This is a genomic window from Candidatus Chlorohelix allophototropha, from assembly GCF_030389965.1.
GTDB lineage: Bacteria > Chloroflexota > Chloroflexia > Chloroheliales > Chloroheliaceae > Chlorohelix > Chlorohelix allophototropha.
Window position 1 is genome coordinate 149,488 of the sequence record NZ_CP128399.1, and the last position, 19,616, is coordinate 169,103.

Genomic DNA, 19,616 nt, shown 5'->3' on the forward strand with positions numbered 1-19,616 from the left:
AGGAATTGTAACAGCCGCTTAAGAGAGGGTCAATGGTTAATTTATTTAACCTCTATTTTGATACTCTTGATTTTGTCACCCTTCTGGATTTTGACTACCAGATCCATACCCTGCGTGACTTTGCCAAAAACGGTATATTTACCGTTCAAGCTTGCTACGCTGGCATCGGTTTCCTGCCCGGTCACGATATAGAACTGGCTACCGGCGCTGTTCAGGTCAGTAGAACGTGCCATTGCCAAAGAACCATAAACGTGTTTTGCCTTATCTTTAAGGGTTGCCGGTAAGGTGTAAACGCCGGTATTGGTTTCAAACTCGCCCGGTATAGTGTAGCCGGGACCGCCTGTGCCATCACCTTTCGGATCACCGCCCTGTACCACGAAACCCGGCTCTACCCGGTGAAAGGTCAGACCATTGTAAAAACCACCACTGGAAAGCTTTTCAAAGTTCTCCACTGAAATAGGCGCAAGATCGGGATAAAGCTCTCCGGTAATAGTGCCGCCTTTATCCAGTTCGATAGTGAAGATTTTCTTCTGCCCCGCGCCGATGGTAGCAATAGGCGTACCGGGAATAACCAACGGGGTAGGGGGCGGGTCAGTGGGGACACCAGTTGCCACAAGAATCAGGCTATCGTTCTGTTTTAGCTGGCTTTTCATTTCCTGTGGGAAACTGTCGAGGCTGCTAAGCTGGCTAATATTAATTACCAGTTTGGTTCCGGCTTTCTGGTACACCAAGATAGTGCTTACATCATCTCCTTGGCGGTTGAAAGCACCCCAATTAGAGCTAATCATAAGCTTGCGATAGTATTCCTCAATCTTGTCCTTGGAGTCAGTTGAAGAATAAATGGTAATTTTGTCACCGTTGAATTTGCCCACCAGCGAGGCAGCGGAACCAAGATTAGTGATAACTTGCTTGGAAATGGTATCGCTGACCTTTATTTCTTTACTATTGCTGCTGTAAACCAAATTAGGAATGGTATCGGCAGTTGCAGAAGCCACCGGAGTCGCTACAGGGGTTATCGGTGCATTAAATGGGTTTATAGTGGCGGCGGGCACGGAAGTAGCGGTGGTGGTGCCGCAAGCCGCTAGAAGCGCCCCAATCATAGTGCTAACCGCTAATAGCGCCAGCAATCTGGAAAACTTGAATTTGCGTCCCAAAAGTTTCTCCTCAAAAAAGAATTATATCCTAGTCTATTAAAACGTTAAAAATTTTAACCCCAAAGTTCGATAACGTCAAACTCTGAGGCTGGAAGCCAATAATAATTGCTGTGCATAGTGTTACCCAAGCTCATAAACGCTGTACTGCCCTTTTTCCTCATATAGCAAGGTCAGATAACGGGTTTTCAAGCCCCCCAGCAATTTAACCGCCGCTTGCGCCCGTTCAGGTTTTGCATAGTCGGGATTATCCTGAATAAATTTCAAGCCTGCTTCCCAGATTAGTAGATGAGTTACGCCCCTCCGTTTCAAATCAGCCAACATTTTTTCAGGCGTAGGTTGATTATCTACAAAATAAAAGATTTCGCCACCGTTCAAATCCGGTGCTACCTTCCGATCAAAATAATAACTGCGTGGCTCGAATAGGAAAAAGGTGTAGCTATCTTGTGGCAGAGTATTTACAAAGTGTGCCGCTCTTATTTGCGAACCCAGAATATCGTTCAAAAAAGCCTCTTTGGTTTGTAACCCTGCCAGATAAGGCGCAGTATCGGCAGCAGCAAACCACAATCCTAGATTTAATAGATTTCCAAGCAAGAAGATTCCGAGTAAAAAGGCTGCAAAGGTTTTTAACATCGCGGCTTTAAGTGAGGGTAAAATCGCCAGCCCATAGCCCGTAGCCAATGCCAACAACGGGAAGGTGGGTAGCAGAATGCGGCTATGATCAAGTTGTGCAGTTGAAACGATTATGGCAATCCAGCAGAAATATTGTACTCCGACATTGAGTAGCAACGCTGCTACTACTTTTTCGCGCCAAGCCGCCCACACTGTCAGCGGTAAAAAAGCCAAGTATAAAGGCGAAATGGTGGCATCCATTGCACCTCCGGCGGAGCCAAAAATAGCCGCTTTGAATGGTCGTCCCAAAACCATTTCCAGACTCAAAGATTGTCCCAGACCTTTACCAACTATTGGGGCAATTTCGTCAGGCTGCCAGCCATTTACACCCCAGAAAATAGGAGCAACCGGGTTGCCGGTAAAGAACCAGTTACGGAGAAGCCAAGGCAACACTACAGCAAATGCTATTCCTCCGTAAAGGAAACCCCATCCAACATAACGGCTCAGCTTAAATCGACCTGTGACTAGGGCAAAATAAAGCCCGGTGGCTACTATCGCGATTGCTACAGTAACGGCGGTGTACTTGCCGCTAAACGCTAAACCCGCAAATACTGCGGCTATAGCTACATATCCCCAAGAAGGTTTATCATCACTATTAATAGCAACAAGCAGGGCGTGAACCCCAATCAAGGAGTAGAATGCAATCAGCAAGTCGGTATAAGACCAACTTGCCAGCAACTGTACGTGCGGCACTGAAAAATATAGGGTAACTGCGAGAAGCGCTGCTCTTTGTCGGTTATGCTCATCTAGCCCGGTAAAAAAGCGTTTGGCAAAAGCCCAAATTGCGGCTCCTCCTAGCGGCATAAATAACCAGTGAATGGTTTGTGCCAACTCATCCCCTTGCAGGGTCAGCGCCCACGTGTACAACATTTCTATTCCAAAAGGATAACTGGCGGGGGGCATTTCAAAAATGTTATAAATCCTACCCGCTTGTACATATAATTTTGGCGCAGCCAGATGATACATAATTGCGTCCCAGCTAAAAACCGGAGCAAGTCCAATCGTCAGGGGAATAGCCAGTGCAATACCAAGATAAAGGGCAAGGGCGCGTTCCCACCACTTTGCGCCCAGAAACCAACCCCAAATTTTAAGAATCAGCTTTTGATAGCCTTTTATTACTTGCAAGCTCTGGCGCGGGTTGAGCAGAATTAAAGCCAGCAGTAACAGATACATAACAGGCTTGTTCAAGCCTCCCAATAGCCCTAAACCCAATATCGTGAAGATTTCAACGCCAAGCCCAAGCCCAAAGGCATACAACGCCAATTCTAGCCCGGTTGCGCCTTCTTTAATTTTCAGCCACGCTAGCAGCCTAAAACCGCTTGCTCCTGCTCCCGTTGCTATAGCTGCTAGCAGCAACAAGTCGGACAGAGTTCGTCCTACCCCTGCCGCAATATCGGTGGTAGCGGAAATTCCGAGCGCATCTACAGAAAAGGGACGATGTACCGCAAACCACGCCGCTACTATTATCGCTGCCCAGAATGTGATAAGCGTTCCGGCTAAGCGCCGACCCTTAAATGCCCGTTTCTTTTTTTCAAGGGATGGTGGTTTATTTTGAGGTTCAATTTGCATTTGCGTTAAGCTCAGACAACGCTTTTCTGAAGTTGAAAAACAAAAGTATTGCTACTACTACAGGCGGAATGATTATTACTGCCCCATATGCCACGTTGTAAAATAGAAAGTAGATTAACCATGAAATAACAATAATTCCGAGCGCAAGACTCCAGAATCCACGCCCGCTTGCTCGGCTCATCAGCAGCCCAATAGGTATTACTAGTAATACGGGATTGCTGATATTGGTTTGGGGCGGTAGCAGCAGTGTAAGAATGAGGGCACTTGAAAAAGCCAAGTCATAAGCCAAACCCGGTTTTACCCCATCAGACTCTACTTGTGTAAAACGCCACCACAGCCATAATCCGGCGCATGCCAGCAGCAACCAGCAAAGCCATCCTAGAATTGTACCTACTGCCCCGTCTAGCCACACAAATGCAAAAGCCGGAGCGGTGAGAGAAGGCTTGTAACTAGGATAGCGCGTTGCAACCGCTATAAATTCGCTTAGCCAAGCGGGAAACAATATAAATGAAATTCCTGCCAGCGAACCCATTGTAATGAAAAAGGCGATAATGAAACGCCATTCACGTCTCCACAACGCTCTTATCAGCAATAAAGGAATTAGCACCAGCGTTAGTTGAGGTTTGACCGTAGCCAACGCCAGTAAAACGCCCGCAGTTCCGGTTGCGCCTTTTTTGAGAAAGTAATAAACCCCACCGATAAACGCCGTTACCAGCAAAGCCGCTTGTCCCAACATCAGAGAGGAAAAAGCAGGGAAGGCAAATATAAAAGCTATATAGTAGAAAGCGTTTTTGGCAGGGGACTTTGGCTTCCAATTCAGCCCACGCTGTAGTAAATATAAAGCCCCACAATATAGTGTCAGCAGAAAACCCAACCAAGCGGCTGAAGCCAAATCATAAGATAAAAAAGCGATGGGCGCGTTAAAAAGGATTCTCCAGTACGGGTAAACAAAAGCCAGTTGATCTTCTCCGGGATCAACCAACCTGCCTTTACTGCCCAACTGAATCAAACGTGTCGTTTCATTGCTGTAAGGGTTTCCGCCCTCCAGCGCAACCTGTGTTCCCTTCCACTCGATATAAAAATCGGCAACTGCATTTCGTTGGGAGGTATAAGAAAAATAAAAAGAAATAGAAGCAACTATAAATAAACAGAGCAGTGCAAAACTAAAGGTTGGTGAAACAATACTAGAATTCAAATTCAAGTTCGGGTGGTTTCCCAAAGGGGCTGAATTATTTTTCATAGTAATAAAGTGTACGCAATTTGATAGCCGTATAGTACTAGCAGAGTACTATTTAATTAAACCGGAACAAACTGATAACATGCTATCATAAAAGGTAATACAAAAATAGTGTATTCCTTTATCCTACATGAGGATTTATGAATGTAGGAGAAAAATTAACATAAGGGGACAAGTGTAATTCCACAACAAATATTGCTTGTCAAAATTTGATGGTAGTGGGATAATTTCATCGTAAAAGGAAATGATTCGACGTCCTAACAACGTCTACACAATTATGCAAACTACAACATCCGCACCTTCACTAGTACAGGATACGAGGGCAGTAGACCTGATTAACCAATCTCGCAAACTTATGTCCCAACGCACGCTTGATATAGATAACTTATTCGGTATCAGGCTTTCTTATGCGCGCTGGTTGCTAATCTTAGCTCTGGGAATATATTATTTTCTAGGACAATCGCTAAACGGTGGCATACTCACCTTTACTAATCCTGCCTTGTTGCTTACTGGTGGCTATATTGTGTTTAATATGGTAGTTTGGTTGCTGACTTTATCGTTCAGCAAACAAGCTAGTTTGTTAATCAAGGTATCCCTCGTTTTTGATCTTATCTTTGTTTGTATGATTTCGCATTTCCTTCAAGCTTCTATATATTCTTTTGCAGTTATTCCTGTTTTCCTCACCTTGCTACTAGTGGGCTTATCCCCTGCAATATTTTCCATTATCGTGGTAGTGGTTGTGAATTTTACAGACCTGTATCTTACCAACTTCGGGGTTGCTAACACGAAAGATATAATGCTGCTTGAGTTTTATTCTATATCTGGGGCACTATTGCTTTTGTTGGTTTGTTACTACATCATCACGCAAACACCAGAGGCGCTTATCCGCATTTCGAATACTATGGTGGAAGATGCGTTGGCACGTGCCGGTGAAAGCCATCTGTTGGATATGCAAAACCGTACCCGCGCCGTTTATCATGTAGCTAACACGCTGAGTGGTACTTTGGATTATCAAGAAGTCATCAAAGCGATTTTGCACGAAATGGAATCGGTCTTTGATATGCACTGTGGCGCAGTGCTACTTTTTGATAGTAGCTTGAATAATGTAAAAGTGGTCGATTCGCTCAGATTTTCCCCTGAAGAATCACACCGCAGCATTTTACTGCAAAAAGGTCTTTTCAAAGATGCCCTAAATGGTGGGCAACCTCGTTTGCTGGTAGTTCCTACCGAACTCGAAGAAATCCGAGCATTCTTTCCTTCCCTTCGCAACTGCCAGACTACTATGCTGATTCCATTACGCGCAGGTATGGAAGTTTTTGGTTTGCTGTTGATCGCTAGTAAGAATGAAAATGCCTATAATACCAGCGATACCGAACTGATGATCAGTATGGGTGCGCATACTGTGTTGGCGATGCAAAATGCTACTCTCTATCATAACTTGCTGGAAGATCGCAACAAGCTGTTGACTCAGGAAGAAGAAGTTAGGCACGAACTAGCTCGTAACCTTCACGATGGTCCTGCACAGGCTGTAGCCGCTATCTCGATGCAAACCGAATTTATCCGAAAACTTTTCAGAACCGAGCCAGACCGCGCTCTGGAAGAACTGGCAAATTTGGGTAAGCAGGCGCTACAAACTTCCCGCGAGATTCGCACCTTGCTTTATGAACTGCGCCCGTTGGTACTTGAGACTCAAGGGTTGATTCCGGCTTTGGGACAATACGCCAAACGGTTTCCGCATAACCCTAGCGACCCAACTGCCCATTTCTCTACTGCTAATTTTGATCTTAGGCTTGCACCACAAGTCGAAACAATGGTCTTTACTATTATTCAGGAAGCCGTCAATAATGCTCGTAAGCATGCGCGCGCCCGTAATATCTGGATACATCTTGAAACCCGTGATGGCTTTATTATTGCGATGGCTCAAGACGATGGACGCGGTTTTGACGTATCTCAGGTTGAGCGAAACTATGAGCAGCGCGGTAGCCTTGGTTTGACCAATATGCGCGAGCGCGCCGGGTTCGTGGGTGGGCAAGTAGATATTCATTCGGTAATAGGACAAGGCACTGCTGTAATCATGCGTATTCCAATCAACGAAAATACGGTGCTTCAACCTGGTAGTACCGTTAGTCAAGAAACCTTTTAATTTATATAAATCCTCTTAAAAAGTTCTCGAAACTATAGATTATTTATAAAAATAATTATATTCTTTTGCGCTAGCATTACTATTGCGTTATGTCAATGCTGATGTTATACTTTTCTTTAATAGCCATAAAGTACTTAAAGTAGTGTTATTTGATGATCTACTTATAACTTGCTATTAAGAACTGGTAATTGCAAAGGCTATTAAGACAAGGTCGTTTGGCTAAATGCAATCAGGTGATCCGGGCTTGAAAATGCCTGAAGGTGCCAATAATACCCCAAACGCTTCTGGCAAGGCTACCAATAATGCAGTAGATGCGCTTGTAGAAAATTCGTCCGTAGCTAGAAGCTTCCAAAGCGAGGTTGGAGATACTCTTCTGAGCCGGGCATCAGACCTCGTTTCAATCCAGCTAAAGCAACTACGAGAATTGAGCGGTGCCGCCCGGCAACTGGTTGAAGATACTGCAAAAGAACGTCAAAATCTTTACCAGATACGTGAAGAAATTAATTACCGGATTCGGTATCTCGATACTACTGACCAGTTAGAAAAAAAGAAACCGCGTACACATTCGCGCAAGGCAGAAAAACCACCGATAGGTAATCTATCCGCGGCAGAAAAAGAGAGCCGCCGCCGAGTACTTAATGAAAAACAGGCAAAATTGGAAGTTCGTGAGTCGGAACTCTCAATGGCGCAAAATGATCTCGAAGATGCTTCTAGGCGCATTGAATTATTGGTAAGGCAACTGGAAATTGCCGGAAGCCACTTGATAAGAACCAGCAATTCTTCGGTTACTGCAATAGTAGATCCAAATTCTGACCCTTTGGAAATCGCCTTGCGTGCCCAAATGGTGCAGGGTCAGGAAGATGAACGTGGCAGACTGGCACGTGAGATGCATGATGGTCCTGCGCAGGTGCTTTCAAATGCGGTGATGCGCTTGGAACATAGCACTAACCTCTTGCGCAATAACCGCTCTGAAGTTCAAAAAGAGTTGGAAAACCTGACCGGAGTGATGCGCGAGTCGCTTTATGAGATGCGGCGTTTTATGTTTAACCTTCAACCCCGCACCTTGTTGCAACACGGTTTATCTCGCACTTTGCAGGAATATTGCACCGATTTTGCCAATATATATGCGCTAGAAATTGATTTGGATTTGCCCGATTTCAGTGGCTTGTTAGATGTTAATCAAGAAATGGCAGTGTTCCGTATTGTGCAAGAAACCTTGCAAAATATCCGAAAGCATGCCGAAGCACGCAAGGTACATATCTACGGAACGCGAGATGGTGACGGCTTGATTTCGGTAATCATCCGTGATGATGGCAAAGGTTTTCAGTACCAGTTAGTACAGCCTAGTTTGAGTAAAGGCGCAGGCATTCCCGGTATGCGGGAACGCGCAGAGTTTGCGGGAGGTTTTTTGAAAATCATAAGCGCTGCCGGAGCTGGCACTCAGGTTGTTTTAAGAGTAAAGCCTACTGGTAGTGGCAAAAAACCCGCCGGAACTCATTAAATTATTGAATTAAAATCTTCCGCCAAAATTAGTTCCTAATCCGGCATGATTGACCGATTCATTAAAGAAAAGAAAGAGGGTAGCGTTACGGGTAACGATTGGAGACAAGACAGACGTAGCCAAAAAGAAAAGCCTCGTTTGCTAATAGTAGATGATCACCCGCTTTTTTTGCGTGGTGTAAAAACAACCCTTGAAGATTCTGGTGAGTTTCAGGTAGTTGGTGAAGCTCCTGATGGGCAACGCGCCATAATGTTGGCTGAGCAACTTTTGCCGGATGTAATTCTAATAGATATTAATCTGCCCGGAATGAATGGTCTTGAAGTTAGTAGGGTAATTAAACGCCGCCAACCACAATCAAATATCATAATTCTAAGCGTTTACGAAGACGATGAACAGTTGTTTAATGCCATTAAAGCGGGTGCCGCGGCTTATTCCCCTAAAGATATAAGCCCTGAACGGTTGGTAGATATTGTGCGTCAGGTAGCGCGTGGTAACTATATTATTAATGATAATGTGCTTAGTAAACCCACCGTTGCCAGTCGTGTACTCAATCAATTCCGGGAACTAAGTACTACCGAAAATGAAAACGAGCCGATTTTTGCGCCGCTTACTCCACGCGAAGTTGAAATTCTTGACTGTATCGCGCGTGGTAATTCCAATAAAGAAATAGCACGTAGTCTAAGCATTAGCGATCAAACAGTAAAGAATCATATCACCAGCATACTCAAGAAATTGAACGCTAATGACCGTACTCAGGCGGTGATAACTGCGCTGCGGCACGGCTGGATTAAAATGTCTAGTGATATTAGCGGCTCAGGGCATTCTTAGAATTGCTGATTTAAACTTCGGTGAAAGGCGCGATACAATCGCGCCTTTTTGTTTAGATTCGTTGAAACAGTGACACACTTTCCATGTGGTAGGTTTGCGGGAATAAATCAACTGCCCGCGAACTAAGCAGTCGATAGCCTGTTGCCAATATTTTGGCATCCCGTGCTAGAGTACTGGGATCGCAAGAAACATAAACTAGCGTTTGTGGACGAGTTTTGAGCAGGCTATCCAACAAAGCCGGGTCACAACCACGCCGGGGCGGGTCAACCAATACCCCATCAAATGGTTCGTCAAGGCTAAGAATATATTCTTCCGCTTTAGCGGCTACGAATCGGGCATTACCCTCTAGCCCGTTCAAACTGGCGTTATCACGGGCATACTCAATTGCCCCTTCATATTCTTCCACGCCCAGCACTTGCGCACCTTTACGCGCCATTTGCAGCGCAAAAGTACCGACTCCACAATATAAGTCCAACAACTTTGCCTCTTTCCAATGCAAGCCCACCGAATCAAAGGCAGCAAGCGCCTCATTTATCAGCATCTGCGCCATTACCGGATTGCTCTGGAAAAAGCCTAACGGCGGAATTCGGTATGTTATGCCTTCAAGCGTTTCTTCAAGGTAGGGTTGCCCGCAAATCAAATCCATCCGCCGCTTTTTACCCTCTCCTAGCACGGTAATTGGCACGAACCGATCTAGCGCTGCTTCTAGTTCCTGCGCGAAGGGGCGCACATCCTCAACCGTCCATTGTCCTAGCATACGCAAAACGAACATGAGGGTGGTTTGAGGAATATTTAGCGCCCCAGCGAGTGGTTCACGAGCGGCAAACTTTTCAAGCGCCGCCAATTGTTCCGCTTTGTCCTGTCCCAAACTTGAGAGCGCAAAAATTTCGTTGGCTTCTACCGGAGCGGCATTTGCAACCGGTCCTACTCTTATCGTAACCTGATGCACTTTACCGGGCAAATGCTTTTTTAGAGCGAGTCCTAATGGCTCTAATGCCAGCGTAATGAAGGGATGCGCAATTTGGCAAGAAGCTATTGGCACTAGGCGAATGCTATTTTGGCGATGGTAGCAGGGTCTATTTTCTTCATTCACCTGAAATTCGACATTGTTGCGGTAGCCCCACTGGCTTAATGCCCCGCTTGGCGCTTGCAACGGAGGTTCGGCAATTCCCCCCAACCGCACAAACTGGTCGCGCAGAATATGTTCTTTGGCTCCAAGCTGGCGTGCATAGTTGATATGTTGCCACTGGCAGCCGCCACAATTGGGGAATTTCTCTATGCCGAAATAAGGGCAAGGGGATTCGCGCCTATCTTTTGAAGGTTCGATAACCCGAATCACGTTGCCGCGCAGATAGCTTTTCTTACGTCGGTACAGTTCTACATCTACTACTTCACCCGGTACGCCACCCGCGACAAAAACTACCGCTTCTGTGCCCGAATCATCCTCGGCGCTACCAGTTAGTCGCGCCACCGTTTCGCCGCCATACGCTATATCCTGAAGTTGCAATCCGCTGGCGATTTCCGGTTCTCGTGCTTCTCTGACCTTCTTGTTCATTTTCTCTTCTGCTTTTGCTTGGTTAGATATCAGGGTTTGAATTATACCATAAGCTCATTTTATAAAGCCGTGCTATAATTTGCCCGGATTTTCAGAGAGGAGAAAATAAATTGAGTGAATCCAATTCGGTATTGGAAGGCAAAAAGCTGGCTTTTGTCGGTAGTGGTGTCATGGCAGAGTCGATGATCAGCGGTGTGTTGGAGAAAAAGTTGATACTGCCTCAGCATATATTTGCCAGCCACCCACGTACCAAACGCGCCGAGGAATTGCAAGCGCAATTAGGCGTGTGTGCCTCTACTTCTAACCGCGAAGCCGCCCAAGCCGCCGATATCGTTGTTATCTGTGTGAAGCCCCAACGTTTGCGCGCAGTTTTTCATGAACTGGCGGGAGTGGTGACGAGTTCCCAATTGGTAATTTCTATCGTAGCGGGCGCAAATTCCAGTTCAATTGCGCAGCAACTCCGACATGCAGCGGTGGTACGGGTCATGCCCAATACTCCGGCGCAGATCGGTCATGGCATTTCCGTTTGGACTTGTACCCCGGAAGTAAATGAAGAGCAAAGGGTACAGGTTCGCGCTATCTTGAGCGCGTTAGGCAAAGAACTATTCTTTGAAGAAGAAAAATTCGTAGATATGGCGACCGCTATCAGCGGTAGCGGTCCAGCCTATGTATTTCTGGTGATGGAAGCTTTGATTGATGCGGCGGTTCATTTGGGTTTTTCCCGCCAAGATGCGCGTGAGTTGGTTACTGAAACCTTGCTTGGTTCGGTACTGTTCGCGCAAGAATCGCATCGCCATCCCGCTGAACTGCGCAATATGGTAACATCGCCTGCCGGAACCAGCGCCGAGGCGTTATACCAACTTGAAAAAGGTGGCTTGCGAACTATTCTTTCTAAAGCGGTTCATGCCGCCTATCAAAAGACGGCGACGCTGAGCGATATTATCAACAAGGGCTGACAAGTACGAGAGCAAGAGATGGCTTTGGGACTTATTCATCTCGCTCGATAGTGCAGGTTAGCCCGAAACTGAGCAAACGCGCTTGGTACAACTCGGCTGGCTCTTTTGGGCATACTGTGACCACTGCCGTGCCTTTCTCGTGCGCCGTCATCATAATTTTGACTGCGGCTTGTTTTTTTAATTGTGGCACCGATTTGACCAAGGCTTTGACCACATAATCCATGCTGTGGTGGTCATCATTGTGCAAAATTACTTTGTAGGGCGGTAGAAGCTTCCGCAACAAAGCTTCATCTATTTCGGGGACAGTTTTTGAACCCATTTGTGCTACTTGTTTCATCTCCGAATAACTCACTCTACTTGCTTACAATTTTACTGTTTATTTTCCGTTATTTATGGGCTAAATTATAACAAAACTTATTCTGGGTTGCACCGCTTGAACGAATATGATATACCAACCCCGGCATATTCTAATCAATTTCTGAGGAAAACCAATGGCTGAAAGTGAAAAAAAATCCTTCCGTCTGACCTGCCCGATTTGCCAGACTCGCTTGAAAGTAGCGGAAGGAATAAATCTGTTTGCCTGCTTGAATTGTGGCAACGAGCTTGAAGTAGTAATGGTGGATGGGGAAGCACGCCTTGAACCAAGTGCTGCTACCCAAGCGGAACTTTCCCCCGCTGAACTTGAATTAGTTGAAGTAAATCGGAAACTTAAAGAAAAAGACGATATTTATGGCTCAGGTTGTGCGATTGCTACTCTGGGAATTACTCTGATTGCCTGCATCTCGATTCTGGTGGCTAATCTAGTATCGAGTAGCTTGCTTTTCTGGGTTGCTCTGATAATCCCTTTGCTATTGCTTTTGCTGGTTATGGCTGTTTTTATCAATAGTAGCAACCGTACCACTGCCCCTTTGATTCGTCAGCGCGACAAATTGCAAGACGAAATTGAGCAGGTTAAAGATGCTGCCGATGGAGATGTGGAGGAGAGCTAATGGAACATACGGCGACTAATGGCAAATGCGAGGTTTGTGGCGGTACTACCCCTCCCGGTCACCGTTTTTGCGATAGCTGCTGGCCTGATTCGGCGATAGCGGCGGGGTTAGCGGCGCTTTGTGCAGTTTGCGGTGCGCCTAAAGTGCTGGAAAAATTGCGAAAGGATGCGAAGGGTCGCATGCTCTGTGCCACTCATTCTGAATTATAATTCTAAAGACTTATTTCTTTTATCCGTTCCTAATCAGCTTGCCAAAACAAAGCTATACTCACTACTGGTCACTAATAATACCCTCAAATAGGGTAGCTAAAATAACATGTTGACATGGTATAGCCTGCACCTTAAACTTAAGGGGTAGCCATCCTATATTTTTAGCTTACAATCGCACTAGGGATAAAACGCGATGGAGCAAATTCCACTTTGGGCGATGTTATTAGCCCAAGTAGTTATAACCGCATTGGTGGGTTTTATAGTTGCGCTACTGGTGATAAGACGCAACAAAACTTTCGGGCAGGGGCGCGAGGAAGCCACTTTCCAGACACTTCATCTTGCCCACCGCACGTTACCTTTCTTGCGGCAAGGTTTGAATAAAACTACTGCCGAGAAAACGGCTGAAATTATCTACCGCTATATGCAAGCGGAAGCCATCTCTATTAGCAACGGAGACGAAATTCTCAGTTACATTGGGGTGGGGCATAACCATCACTCGCAAAGTACCGCCCATAACTTGCAAGTGAATCGGGAAGTGCTAAAAACCGGACGCACCCGGGTAGCTCATGGTAAAAGTGACATCGGTTGTAAATTCCCGCTGTGGGATTGCCAACTAATCTCATCGGTCAGCGCGCCGCTTAAAATCCAGAAGAACACCGTAGGCGTTTTAACGCTTTTATACAGCGATAACCCTAGCCTGACTGCCGGGAAAATTAAAATTGCCACCGGTTTGGCACAACTTATGAGTACCCAGATGGAATTGAGTGAGCTTGATCGTAAAACCGAACGGCTCGCCAAAGCCGAATTGCAGGCTTTGCAAAGTCAGATTTCCCCTCACTTTGTATACAATACGCTTAATACCATCGCCTCTTTCATTCGCACGCGCCCTGAAACCGCCCGCGAGTTAATCGTGCAGTTTGCCGAATTCACCCGCCGCACCTTCAAAAAACATGGTGAGTACAGCACTTTTGCCGAAGAGCTTGAATATGTGCACCAATATCTCAGCTTTGAGAAAGCGCGCTTTGGTGATAGGCTTACGGTGGTTTACCGGGTTGACCCAGAGGTGTTGCCTACGGTTGTTCCGGTGCTAATCCTACAACCGTTGGTAGAAAATGCGGTGCGGCATGGTATTGGCAAGAAAGTCGGTCCCGGCAAGGTAATTGTCTCTGCCGAAGATCATGGCGCAGAATGTATTATCAGTGTAATCGATGATGGTATAGGAATGACCCAGGAAGAGTTGAGAGAGGCTATCAAGCGGCGTACTGGTATTAATTACGGTGTAGGGTTGAGCAATGTTAACGAGCGCGTGAAAAGTATTTACGGCTTGGAGAATGCGCTGCAAATTGAGACGAAACCGGGCGAAGGAACGAAAATAACTTTCCGTGTACCCAAATATAAATCAGGAATTGTGGTTTCATGACGCAGATTACACAGAATATACCTTCCACCAAGCCGGGTTTTCGCGCACTGGTGGTAGATGATGAGCGTCCTGCTCTGGAAGAATTGAGCTATATGCTGGATCAGAGCGGTTACTGCTCTAGGATAGATACTACCAGTGAAGTGCTAGAGGCTTTAAAATTTCTCAAAGAGAAGAAATACGACCTGATTTTTGTTGATGTGCAAATGCCGGGCTTAACCGGACTGGAATTGGTACATGTGTTGCGCCAGTTTGCTTCACCGCCCAAAGTGGTTTTCGTTACCGCCTTTGACGATTATGCCGTACAAGCTTTTGAACTGGATGCGGTTGATTACTTGCTCAAACCCTTTTCCAAAGAACGGTTAGAACAGGCTTTGCAACGTGCTGCACGACGACCCGGCGATTCCGCTACGATCGAAAGTGAGGACGAGACTTACTCACGCAGGAAAGTTGATGCTCAACCCGGCGAGAAATTGTTGGATAAACTTCCTGTTGACAAAGAAGGCAAAACCATTCTGATTGACCTTGCCGATATTCGCTTTGCGGTGGCACGGGGCGATTATGTTTATATCAAAACGCTTGAGCAGGAGTATCTGACCCGTTATTCAATCTCGGAATTGGAAAGACGCTTGCCTTCACCTCCATTTTTGCGCACACATCGGGCTTTTCTGGTAAATTTAAAGAACGTCATCGAAATTTACCCCTTTTTTAACGGCGCTTATGTGCTTAAGGTGAACGACCGCGAGAACAGTGAAGTTCAGGTAAGCAGAGGCAATGCCAAGAACCTGCGCGCTTTATTAGGAATGTAGCTTAATGGAAGAAGTATTAAAAATAGCCGTACAAAGAAAAGTTTTGGCTGTTGCTCGTTCAAGGGTGAAATATTTCTACGGGGGCGTAGCTTGCCATGCTGTAAAATTACTGCGTACTGGCTACACTGAACAGCACCGTCTTGCTCTGCGAGAACTGGCTATGTCGCATCGTGGCGAATTAATTTTTACTGAAGCGGGCTGGCAGAGTGTCTGGGTAGGGGCAGGTGAGGAGAAATCGGTTTATCTGGTGATTGACCCGCACTCGCAAGCTTTTGCGCTTGAACTGGTAGGGCGTGATGGTTATAAAGATGGCAGACTTGTGGACGGACATTATTTCGATGAGCTTTATATACCACGTCTCAGCGGTCACCAATGGCATCCTGATTCGATTTTTGGGCATACTTTCAGTGGTCAATGCTACGTGCGTGAGTTTATCTACGGCGAGACTCTTGCCGGGGATCTCTCACGCTTCTATACCGAAGAATATCGCGCTATGCTACGTCGCAACATTCTTGGACGTACTGTAACTTTTATATCTAGGCGCCTTGCCCATTTTATTGTGGACAATGCCTATCAGCGCATCAAACAAAATTACCGAGATACCCACGAAGCCAATGTGATGATTGAACGTCTGCCTCTGCACAACCCTGAAAACAAGAGTCACTTCCCTTTACCCTTGCTATGGCTGGAAGAAGACGGACAATTAGTCTGGTGCTATGTACGCCTGACCGCCATAGATGTTCGGGTTAATCCATGAGTTTGTAAAATTTACCCTTTTCCTACCCCTACTCTCCCGTTTCTTCTCACCCGTTTTTATTGAATAGTCACCCATAGTATGTTAAGCTTATTTGCCTTAACACGCTAATTAAACTTTATGGAGATATTTAAAACAAATGTCCTTTACCTCAATAGATTTCCGCCGCACTATGGGTCACTTTGCCACTGGTATAAATGTTGTGACCACTGTTCTAGACGGCACATATTATGGTATTACCGTTAACGCTTTTTGTTCGGTTTCGCTGGAACCACCACAAGCGTTGATTTGTATAGATAAAACCACTTATACTCACGAAGTTCTTAAAAAAAGTAAGGTTTTTGCGGTAAGTATGCTTTCTGGTGAGCAGCAATACCTGTCAGAACGTTTTGCACAGCACGATTCCACAGGCGGCAAAACCTTTGATGATCTAAATTTGCGAGCGTTGGAAACCGGTTCTCCGGTTTTCGAAAAGGCATTGGCTTATTTGGATTGCAAGATTGTAGCTGAGTACGAGGGGGGCGACCACACTATTTTTCTGGGCGAAGTGCTAGCATTGGGTTATAGTGAGGCGCAAAATCCCGCTCCTCTTTTATACTACTGCTCTGAATACCGCATCTTGGACGAGAAATAAGAAAGAGCATTGAAGCGACAGGTATGATAAACGTATCTGCCGCTTTATTATTCCCCGCGATACACCGCCACATTGTTTTCAGTTTCCCAGAGCTTGACCTCATGTAAAATACCACCTTTGAGACGTTGTTCTAGTAATTTCCAGAATACCACCACCATGTTTTCGGCGGTTGGATTAATCTCACGGAAAATCGGTACATCCAGATTCAAGTGCTTGTGGTCAACCTCATCGATCACCGCTTCTTCCATCGCTTTCTTGAGTTCAGTCAGATTTAGTACCATCCCGGTAACAGGGTTTATTTCACCTCGCACTGTAACTTCCAGCGTATAGTTATGCCCATGTCCGTTGGGGTTATTACATTTACCGAAGATAATGCGGTTTTCTTCTGCGCTCAGTTCCGGGCTATGGAGGCGATGGGCGCTACTGAAATTGGCGCGTCGCGTCAGATATACAACTGCCATCTATATCTCCTGTTACTCGTTACTGAATATCTCAATTAATGCTCCGGTCATGTGGCGCGTTTGACTCTCATCGGCGAGAAATAGAATGGTTCGCGCTACATCTTCTGGGGTGGTGCTAGTTTTCAAGAAGGGTGCGGCTTTTCTCAACATGGCTGTTTCCACTGCGCCGGGCGCAACACAATTCACCCGTATTCCCAGCGGTTTACCTTCCACTGCAAGACTCTCGGTTAAGCCCGTTACAGCATATTTGCTGACCACATAGCTGCTCATGCCGGGGAATTTCTCAGGTCCTCGCACTCCCGATAACGAACTGAGGTTCACGATACAGCCGCCCCGACCCGCCTTTTCTATTTGCCGGAAAGCCTCACGGCTACACAGAAACGATCCGCGTATGTTTACCGCCATTATGCTATCCCATGTTTCAGCGTCAAAATCTATAAAATCGCGCTTCTCGATTACTGCGGCGTTATTTACCAATATATCTAGTGTTCCAAAGGTAGCGAGGCATTCTCCAAAGAGTTGTTGCACCTCTTCTTCTCGACTTACGTCTGCCACTACCGCTAACGCTTTGCCCTTTCCGCTCTCGTCCTCTATCTGTGCGATAATTCCCTGCAATTCGTGCTGGGTGCGGCTGGCAATTACCACTTGCGCCCCTTCTCTGGCAAAAAGACGGGCGGTTGCTGCACCTATCCCGCGCCCACCTCCGGTAATTATGGCAACCTTACCTTTTAATGATTCCCCCAAGTGTAATTTTGCTCCTTGCTATTTACCAATTCTTTACTCATTCAAGTTTAACCTAACAAGCGGGTTAATACTATATAGTTTGTCAGAGAACTCGGTTAACAAGCTCAAAAAACTGCCCACCCATGCTATAATCCCCGCGAGGTTCAAAGAATGAGTAATAGAAAAAAGCTAAACATCGCGTTGCTCGCTCCGTTGGTTTCCCCCATTGCTCAACCCTTTATTGGGGGAGCGCAAGCCATGCTGCATGATATGGCGCTGGAGTTAGCGCGGCGTGGTCATAAGGTTACGCTTTTTGCTGCTCCCGGTTCTAAAATAGAAGCAACCAACCCTGTAGATGCTGCTTTAGCTCGGCAAGTTACATTGGCAGAAGTGCCGGTTAAACCGGGTGAACTCATCCCTGCCGATTTCAGTAAAGCGGACGGCTACCGTGAAAGTGACGAAGCTTTCTTTCGGCAGAGTGAGCTTTTCCTGCAAACCTACTTGCGGATAAATCGGGCTGTCCCTACTTTTGATATAGCTCACGCGATGGCTTACGATTTGCCCGCCTTTGCTTTCGCCCCTCTTTCCGGCGTGCCTACCGTTCATACCTTACATATCGGTGCGCTAGATGCGCGTATAAACTCTATCTTGCGCACCACCTATCTTGAAACGGGAAAAAGTCGCGCTACCACCGTTTCAAAAGCTTGCGCCGCTACTTACGCCCCTTATTTTGAAATAGACCGGGTGATTTATAACGCGATTGACACCGCTGCCATTCCTTTTGGGGAGAAGGGCGAGGGCTTTTTGCTTTTTGCCGGGCGTATCACCCCTGAAAAAGGTCCCGACCTTGCTATTGAAATCGCGCGTATGGCAGGAAAAAAGCTGGTGTTGGCAGGTGGCATTTACGATTCTGGCTTTTATGAAAGCAAGATTCGTCCTCAACTTGAGGCAGACTCGAACCTGCAATATGTGGGGCAGTTGCATCGTGCTGACCTTTTTGCTTTGATGAGTCGCGCCGATGGGCTGTTGTTCACCAGCCGTTGGGAAGAACCTTTTGGGCTGGTAATGGCGGAAAGCATGGCGGCGGGTACTCCGGTTATCACTTGGCGGCGTGGGGCGGCTCCTGAAATAATAACGCATGTCAAAACCGGATTTTTGTTACCCTACGAAGATATGGTAGCAGCGGCAGCGGTAGTGCCTAATTTAGAGGAAATTGACCGGGCAACCTGCCGCCGTCACATCGAGGATAACTTTAGCTGGGCGCGTATTATCGAGGAGTATGAAGATTATTATTATTCGATGCTCTAAGCCTTGCCATAAACCGGGATTGCTGCGCCGTTGATAAGCTCGGCATCTGGCGAGGTTAGAAACATCACTACTCGCGCAATTTGCTCCGGCTTCGGCCATTTGGTAGTATCTGCCTCCGGCATTGCGCTCCGGTTGGCGGGTGTATCAATGATGCTAGGCATAATGGCGTTGATAGTCAGGCTTTTGCCTTTGAGTTCAGCGGCGGTTGCTTCCACCAATCGCAAAACTCCTTGCTTGCTCATGCTGTAGGCGAAAGAGTTTTTCCCTCTATCCACAGCGGCGCGGCTGGAAGCATGCACAATACTGCCGCCCTTTTGCTCCATTGTTTGTACGGCATATTTGGTAATCAGGAAAGCCGATTTCAGATTGAGGTCAAATTGCTCTTGCAAATCCGCCAGCGTCAGTTTTGAAACCGGGTCACCTGCTTTGTAACCGCCCACCACATTTACCAACGCATCGGGCACACCGTATTTTTGCGTTACCTCATCAAAAAAGTGGCGCACGCTTTCCTCATTCAGCACATCTAGCTTGAAATACGTGACGTTTTCGATACTGCCAGAGTTGTTCGGTATTGAGCGATTAGCTACCAACACCTGCGCCCCCGCTTCGGCATATGCCTGCACCACTGCCCCTCCCAATGCTCCGCTTCCACCTGTTACAACTACTACCTTGCCTTTATAATCATAGCCCATAATACATA

At 46.4% G+C, this 19,616-nt stretch carries 19 protein-coding genes; 11 read left to right on the top strand and 8 right to left on the bottom strand.

Annotated elements, in window-relative coordinates:
- Nucleotides 1-41 precede the first annotated feature (41 nt).
- The 3 genes from OZ401_RS00685 to OZ401_RS00695 form a co-directional block, all read right to left on the bottom strand.
- The gene (locus OZ401_RS00685; RefSeq protein WP_341468785.1) at nucleotides 42-1,154 is read right to left on the bottom strand and encodes a peptidylprolyl isomerase; all 1,113 of its coding nucleotides are present in this window, start codon (nucleotides 1,152-1,154) and stop codon (nucleotides 42-44) included.
- Nucleotides 1,155-1,274: 120 nt separating this feature from the next.
- Nucleotides 1,275-3,392, bottom strand: a complete 2,118-nt coding sequence (locus tag OZ401_RS00690) for an ArnT family glycosyltransferase (RefSeq protein WP_341468786.1) — start codon at nucleotides 3,390-3,392, stop codon at nucleotides 1,275-1,277.
- Nucleotides 3,382-4,593, bottom strand: a complete 1,212-nt coding sequence (locus tag OZ401_RS00695) for a glycosyltransferase family 87 protein (protein ID WP_341468787.1) — start codon at nucleotides 4,591-4,593, stop codon at nucleotides 3,382-3,384. The genes OZ401_RS00690 and OZ401_RS00695 overlap by 11 nt, the downstream gene beginning before the upstream one ends.
- 313 nt (nucleotides 4,594-4,906) lie before the next feature.
- On the opposite strand from OZ401_RS00695, the gene OZ401_RS00700 reads away from it, so the two are divergent.
- From OZ401_RS00700 to OZ401_RS00710, 3 genes are all read left to right on the top strand, one after another.
- Entirely contained in the window at nucleotides 4,907-6,772 is a 1,866-nt protein-coding gene (locus OZ401_RS00700; protein WP_341468788.1) for a sensor histidine kinase, read from the top strand.
- A 223-nt stretch (nucleotides 6,773-6,995) separates the two neighbouring features.
- Complete coding sequence (locus OZ401_RS00705; RefSeq protein WP_341468789.1) at nucleotides 6,996-8,273, top strand: sensor histidine kinase; 1,278 nt, start codon at nucleotides 6,996-6,998, stop codon at nucleotides 8,271-8,273.
- Between the two features lie 45 nt (nucleotides 8,274-8,318).
- Nucleotides 8,319-9,101, top strand: coding sequence for a response regulator (locus tag OZ401_RS00710; protein ID WP_341468790.1), 783 nt, complete (start codon nucleotides 8,319-8,321; stop codon nucleotides 9,099-9,101).
- 52 nt (nucleotides 9,102-9,153) lie between these two features.
- On the opposite strand, the gene OZ401_RS00715 is transcribed toward OZ401_RS00710, so the two are convergent.
- Nucleotides 9,154-10,656 (bottom strand): class I SAM-dependent RNA methyltransferase, encoded by a 1,503-nt coding sequence (locus OZ401_RS00715; protein ID WP_341468791.1) that lies wholly within the window; start codon nucleotides 10,654-10,656, stop codon nucleotides 9,154-9,156.
- A 110-nt stretch (nucleotides 10,657-10,766) separates the two neighbouring features.
- Here OZ401_RS00715 and proC point away from each other — a divergent pair, with 110 nt between their 5' ends.
- On the top strand, nucleotides 10,767-11,612 hold the full coding sequence (proC, locus tag OZ401_RS00720) for a pyrroline-5-carboxylate reductase (protein ID WP_341468792.1): 846 nt from the start codon (nucleotides 10,767-10,769) through the stop codon (nucleotides 11,610-11,612).
- Between the two features lie 31 nt (nucleotides 11,613-11,643).
- On the opposite strand, the gene OZ401_RS00725 is transcribed toward proC, so the two are convergent.
- A complete protein-coding gene (locus OZ401_RS00725; protein ID WP_341468793.1) occupies nucleotides 11,644-11,949 on the bottom strand; it encodes an ATP-dependent Clp protease adaptor ClpS in 306 nt (101 codons plus the stop codon).
- A gap of 154 nt (nucleotides 11,950-12,103) precedes the next feature.
- Between OZ401_RS00725 and OZ401_RS00730 the strand changes: the two genes are divergently transcribed.
- From OZ401_RS00730 to OZ401_RS00755, 6 genes are all read left to right on the top strand, one after another.
- Nucleotides 12,104-12,601: a hypothetical protein gene (locus OZ401_RS00730; protein ID WP_341468794.1), complete on the top strand. Its 498-nt coding sequence runs from the start codon at nucleotides 12,104-12,106 to the stop codon at nucleotides 12,599-12,601.
- A complete protein-coding gene (locus OZ401_RS00735; protein ID WP_341468795.1) occupies nucleotides 12,601-12,810 on the top strand; it encodes a hypothetical protein in 210 nt (69 codons plus the stop codon). Before OZ401_RS00730 ends, OZ401_RS00735 begins: the two co-directional genes overlap by 1 nt.
- 193 nt (nucleotides 12,811-13,003) lie before the next feature.
- Nucleotides 13,004-14,230 carry a histidine kinase gene (locus OZ401_RS00740; RefSeq protein WP_341468796.1) on the top strand — a complete coding sequence of 409 codons (1,227 nt, stop codon included), beginning with the start codon at nucleotides 13,004-13,006 and terminating at the stop codon, nucleotides 14,228-14,230.
- The gene (locus OZ401_RS00745; protein ID WP_341468797.1) at nucleotides 14,227-15,036 is read left to right on the top strand and encodes a LytR/AlgR family response regulator transcription factor; all 810 of its coding nucleotides are present in this window, start codon (nucleotides 14,227-14,229) and stop codon (nucleotides 15,034-15,036) included. Before OZ401_RS00740 ends, OZ401_RS00745 begins: the two co-directional genes overlap by 4 nt.
- A 4-nt stretch (nucleotides 15,037-15,040) precedes the next feature.
- Nucleotides 15,041-15,793, top strand: coding sequence for a hypothetical protein (locus OZ401_RS00750; protein WP_341468798.1), 753 nt, complete (start codon nucleotides 15,041-15,043; stop codon nucleotides 15,791-15,793).
- A gap of 136 nt (nucleotides 15,794-15,929) precedes the next feature.
- A complete protein-coding gene (locus OZ401_RS00755; RefSeq protein ID WP_341468799.1) occupies nucleotides 15,930-16,424 on the top strand; it encodes a flavin reductase family protein in 495 nt (164 codons plus the stop codon).
- A 47-nt stretch (nucleotides 16,425-16,471) separates the two neighbouring features.
- Here the strand turns inward: OZ401_RS00755 and OZ401_RS00760 are convergent, their stop codons facing one another.
- Both OZ401_RS00760 and OZ401_RS00765 read right to left on the bottom strand, forming a co-directional pair.
- Complete coding sequence (locus tag OZ401_RS00760; protein WP_341468800.1) at nucleotides 16,472-16,885, bottom strand: 6-carboxytetrahydropterin synthase; 414 nt, start codon at nucleotides 16,883-16,885, stop codon at nucleotides 16,472-16,474.
- A gap of 12 nt (nucleotides 16,886-16,897) precedes the next feature.
- Nucleotides 16,898-17,629, bottom strand: a complete 732-nt coding sequence (locus OZ401_RS00765) for an SDR family NAD(P)-dependent oxidoreductase (protein WP_341468801.1) — start codon at nucleotides 17,627-17,629, stop codon at nucleotides 16,898-16,900.
- A gap of 150 nt (nucleotides 17,630-17,779) precedes the next feature.
- Between OZ401_RS00765 and OZ401_RS00770 the strand changes: the two genes are divergently transcribed.
- Nucleotides 17,780-18,916, top strand: a complete 1,137-nt coding sequence (locus OZ401_RS00770; protein ID WP_341468802.1) for a glycosyltransferase family 4 protein — start codon at nucleotides 17,780-17,782, stop codon at nucleotides 18,914-18,916.
- Here the strand turns inward: OZ401_RS00770 and OZ401_RS00775 are convergent.
- Nucleotides 18,913-19,608 carry an SDR family oxidoreductase gene (locus OZ401_RS00775; RefSeq protein ID WP_341468803.1) on the bottom strand — a complete coding sequence of 232 codons (696 nt, stop codon included), beginning with the start codon at nucleotides 19,606-19,608 and terminating at the stop codon, nucleotides 18,913-18,915. The two genes, OZ401_RS00770 and OZ401_RS00775, sit on opposite strands and share 4 nt — an antisense overlap.
- Nucleotides 19,609-19,616: the final 8 nt, after the last annotated feature.

Excerpts from the sequence above, each read along its gene's own strand:
- OZ401_RS00690 (WP_341468786.1), bottom strand. The coding sequence starts at position 3,392 with ATGCAAATTGAACCTCAAAATAAACCACCATCCCTTGAAAAAAAGAAA.
- OZ401_RS00700 (WP_341468788.1), top strand. The coding sequence starts at position 4,907 with ATGCAAACTACAACATCCGCACCTTCACTAGTACAGGATACGAGGGCA.
- OZ401_RS00705 (WP_341468789.1), top strand. The coding sequence starts at position 6,996 with ATGCAATCAGGTGATCCGGGCTTGAAAATGCCTGAAGGTGCCAATAAT.
- OZ401_RS00710 (WP_341468790.1), top strand. The coding sequence starts at position 8,319 with ATGATTGACCGATTCATTAAAGAAAAGAAAGAGGGTAGCGTTACGGGT.
- OZ401_RS00715 (WP_341468791.1), bottom strand. The coding sequence starts at position 10,656 with ATGAACAAGAAGGTCAGAGAAGCACGAGAACCGGAAATCGCCAGCGGA.
- OZ401_RS00725 (WP_341468793.1), bottom strand. The coding sequence starts at position 11,949 with ATGAAACAAGTAGCACAAATGGGTTCAAAAACTGTCCCCGAAATAGAT.
- OZ401_RS00730 (WP_341468794.1), top strand. The coding sequence starts at position 12,104 with ATGGCTGAAAGTGAAAAAAAATCCTTCCGTCTGACCTGCCCGATTTGC.
- OZ401_RS00735 (WP_341468795.1), top strand. The coding sequence starts at position 12,601 with ATGGAACATACGGCGACTAATGGCAAATGCGAGGTTTGTGGCGGTACT.
- OZ401_RS00740 (WP_341468796.1), top strand. The coding sequence starts at position 13,004 with ATGGAGCAAATTCCACTTTGGGCGATGTTATTAGCCCAAGTAGTTATA.
- OZ401_RS00745 (WP_341468797.1), top strand. The coding sequence starts at position 14,227 with ATGACGCAGATTACACAGAATATACCTTCCACCAAGCCGGGTTTTCGC.
- OZ401_RS00750 (WP_341468798.1), top strand. The coding sequence starts at position 15,041 with ATGGAAGAAGTATTAAAAATAGCCGTACAAAGAAAAGTTTTGGCTGTT.
- OZ401_RS00755 (WP_341468799.1), top strand. The coding sequence starts at position 15,930 with ATGTCCTTTACCTCAATAGATTTCCGCCGCACTATGGGTCACTTTGCC.
- OZ401_RS00760 (WP_341468800.1), bottom strand. The coding sequence starts at position 16,885 with ATGGCAGTTGTATATCTGACGCGACGCGCCAATTTCAGTAGCGCCCAT.
- OZ401_RS00770 (WP_341468802.1), top strand. The coding sequence starts at position 17,780 with ATGAGTAATAGAAAAAAGCTAAACATCGCGTTGCTCGCTCCGTTGGTT.
- OZ401_RS00775 (WP_341468803.1), bottom strand. The coding sequence starts at position 19,608 with ATGGGCTATGATTATAAAGGCAAGGTAGTAGTTGTAACAGGTGGAAGC.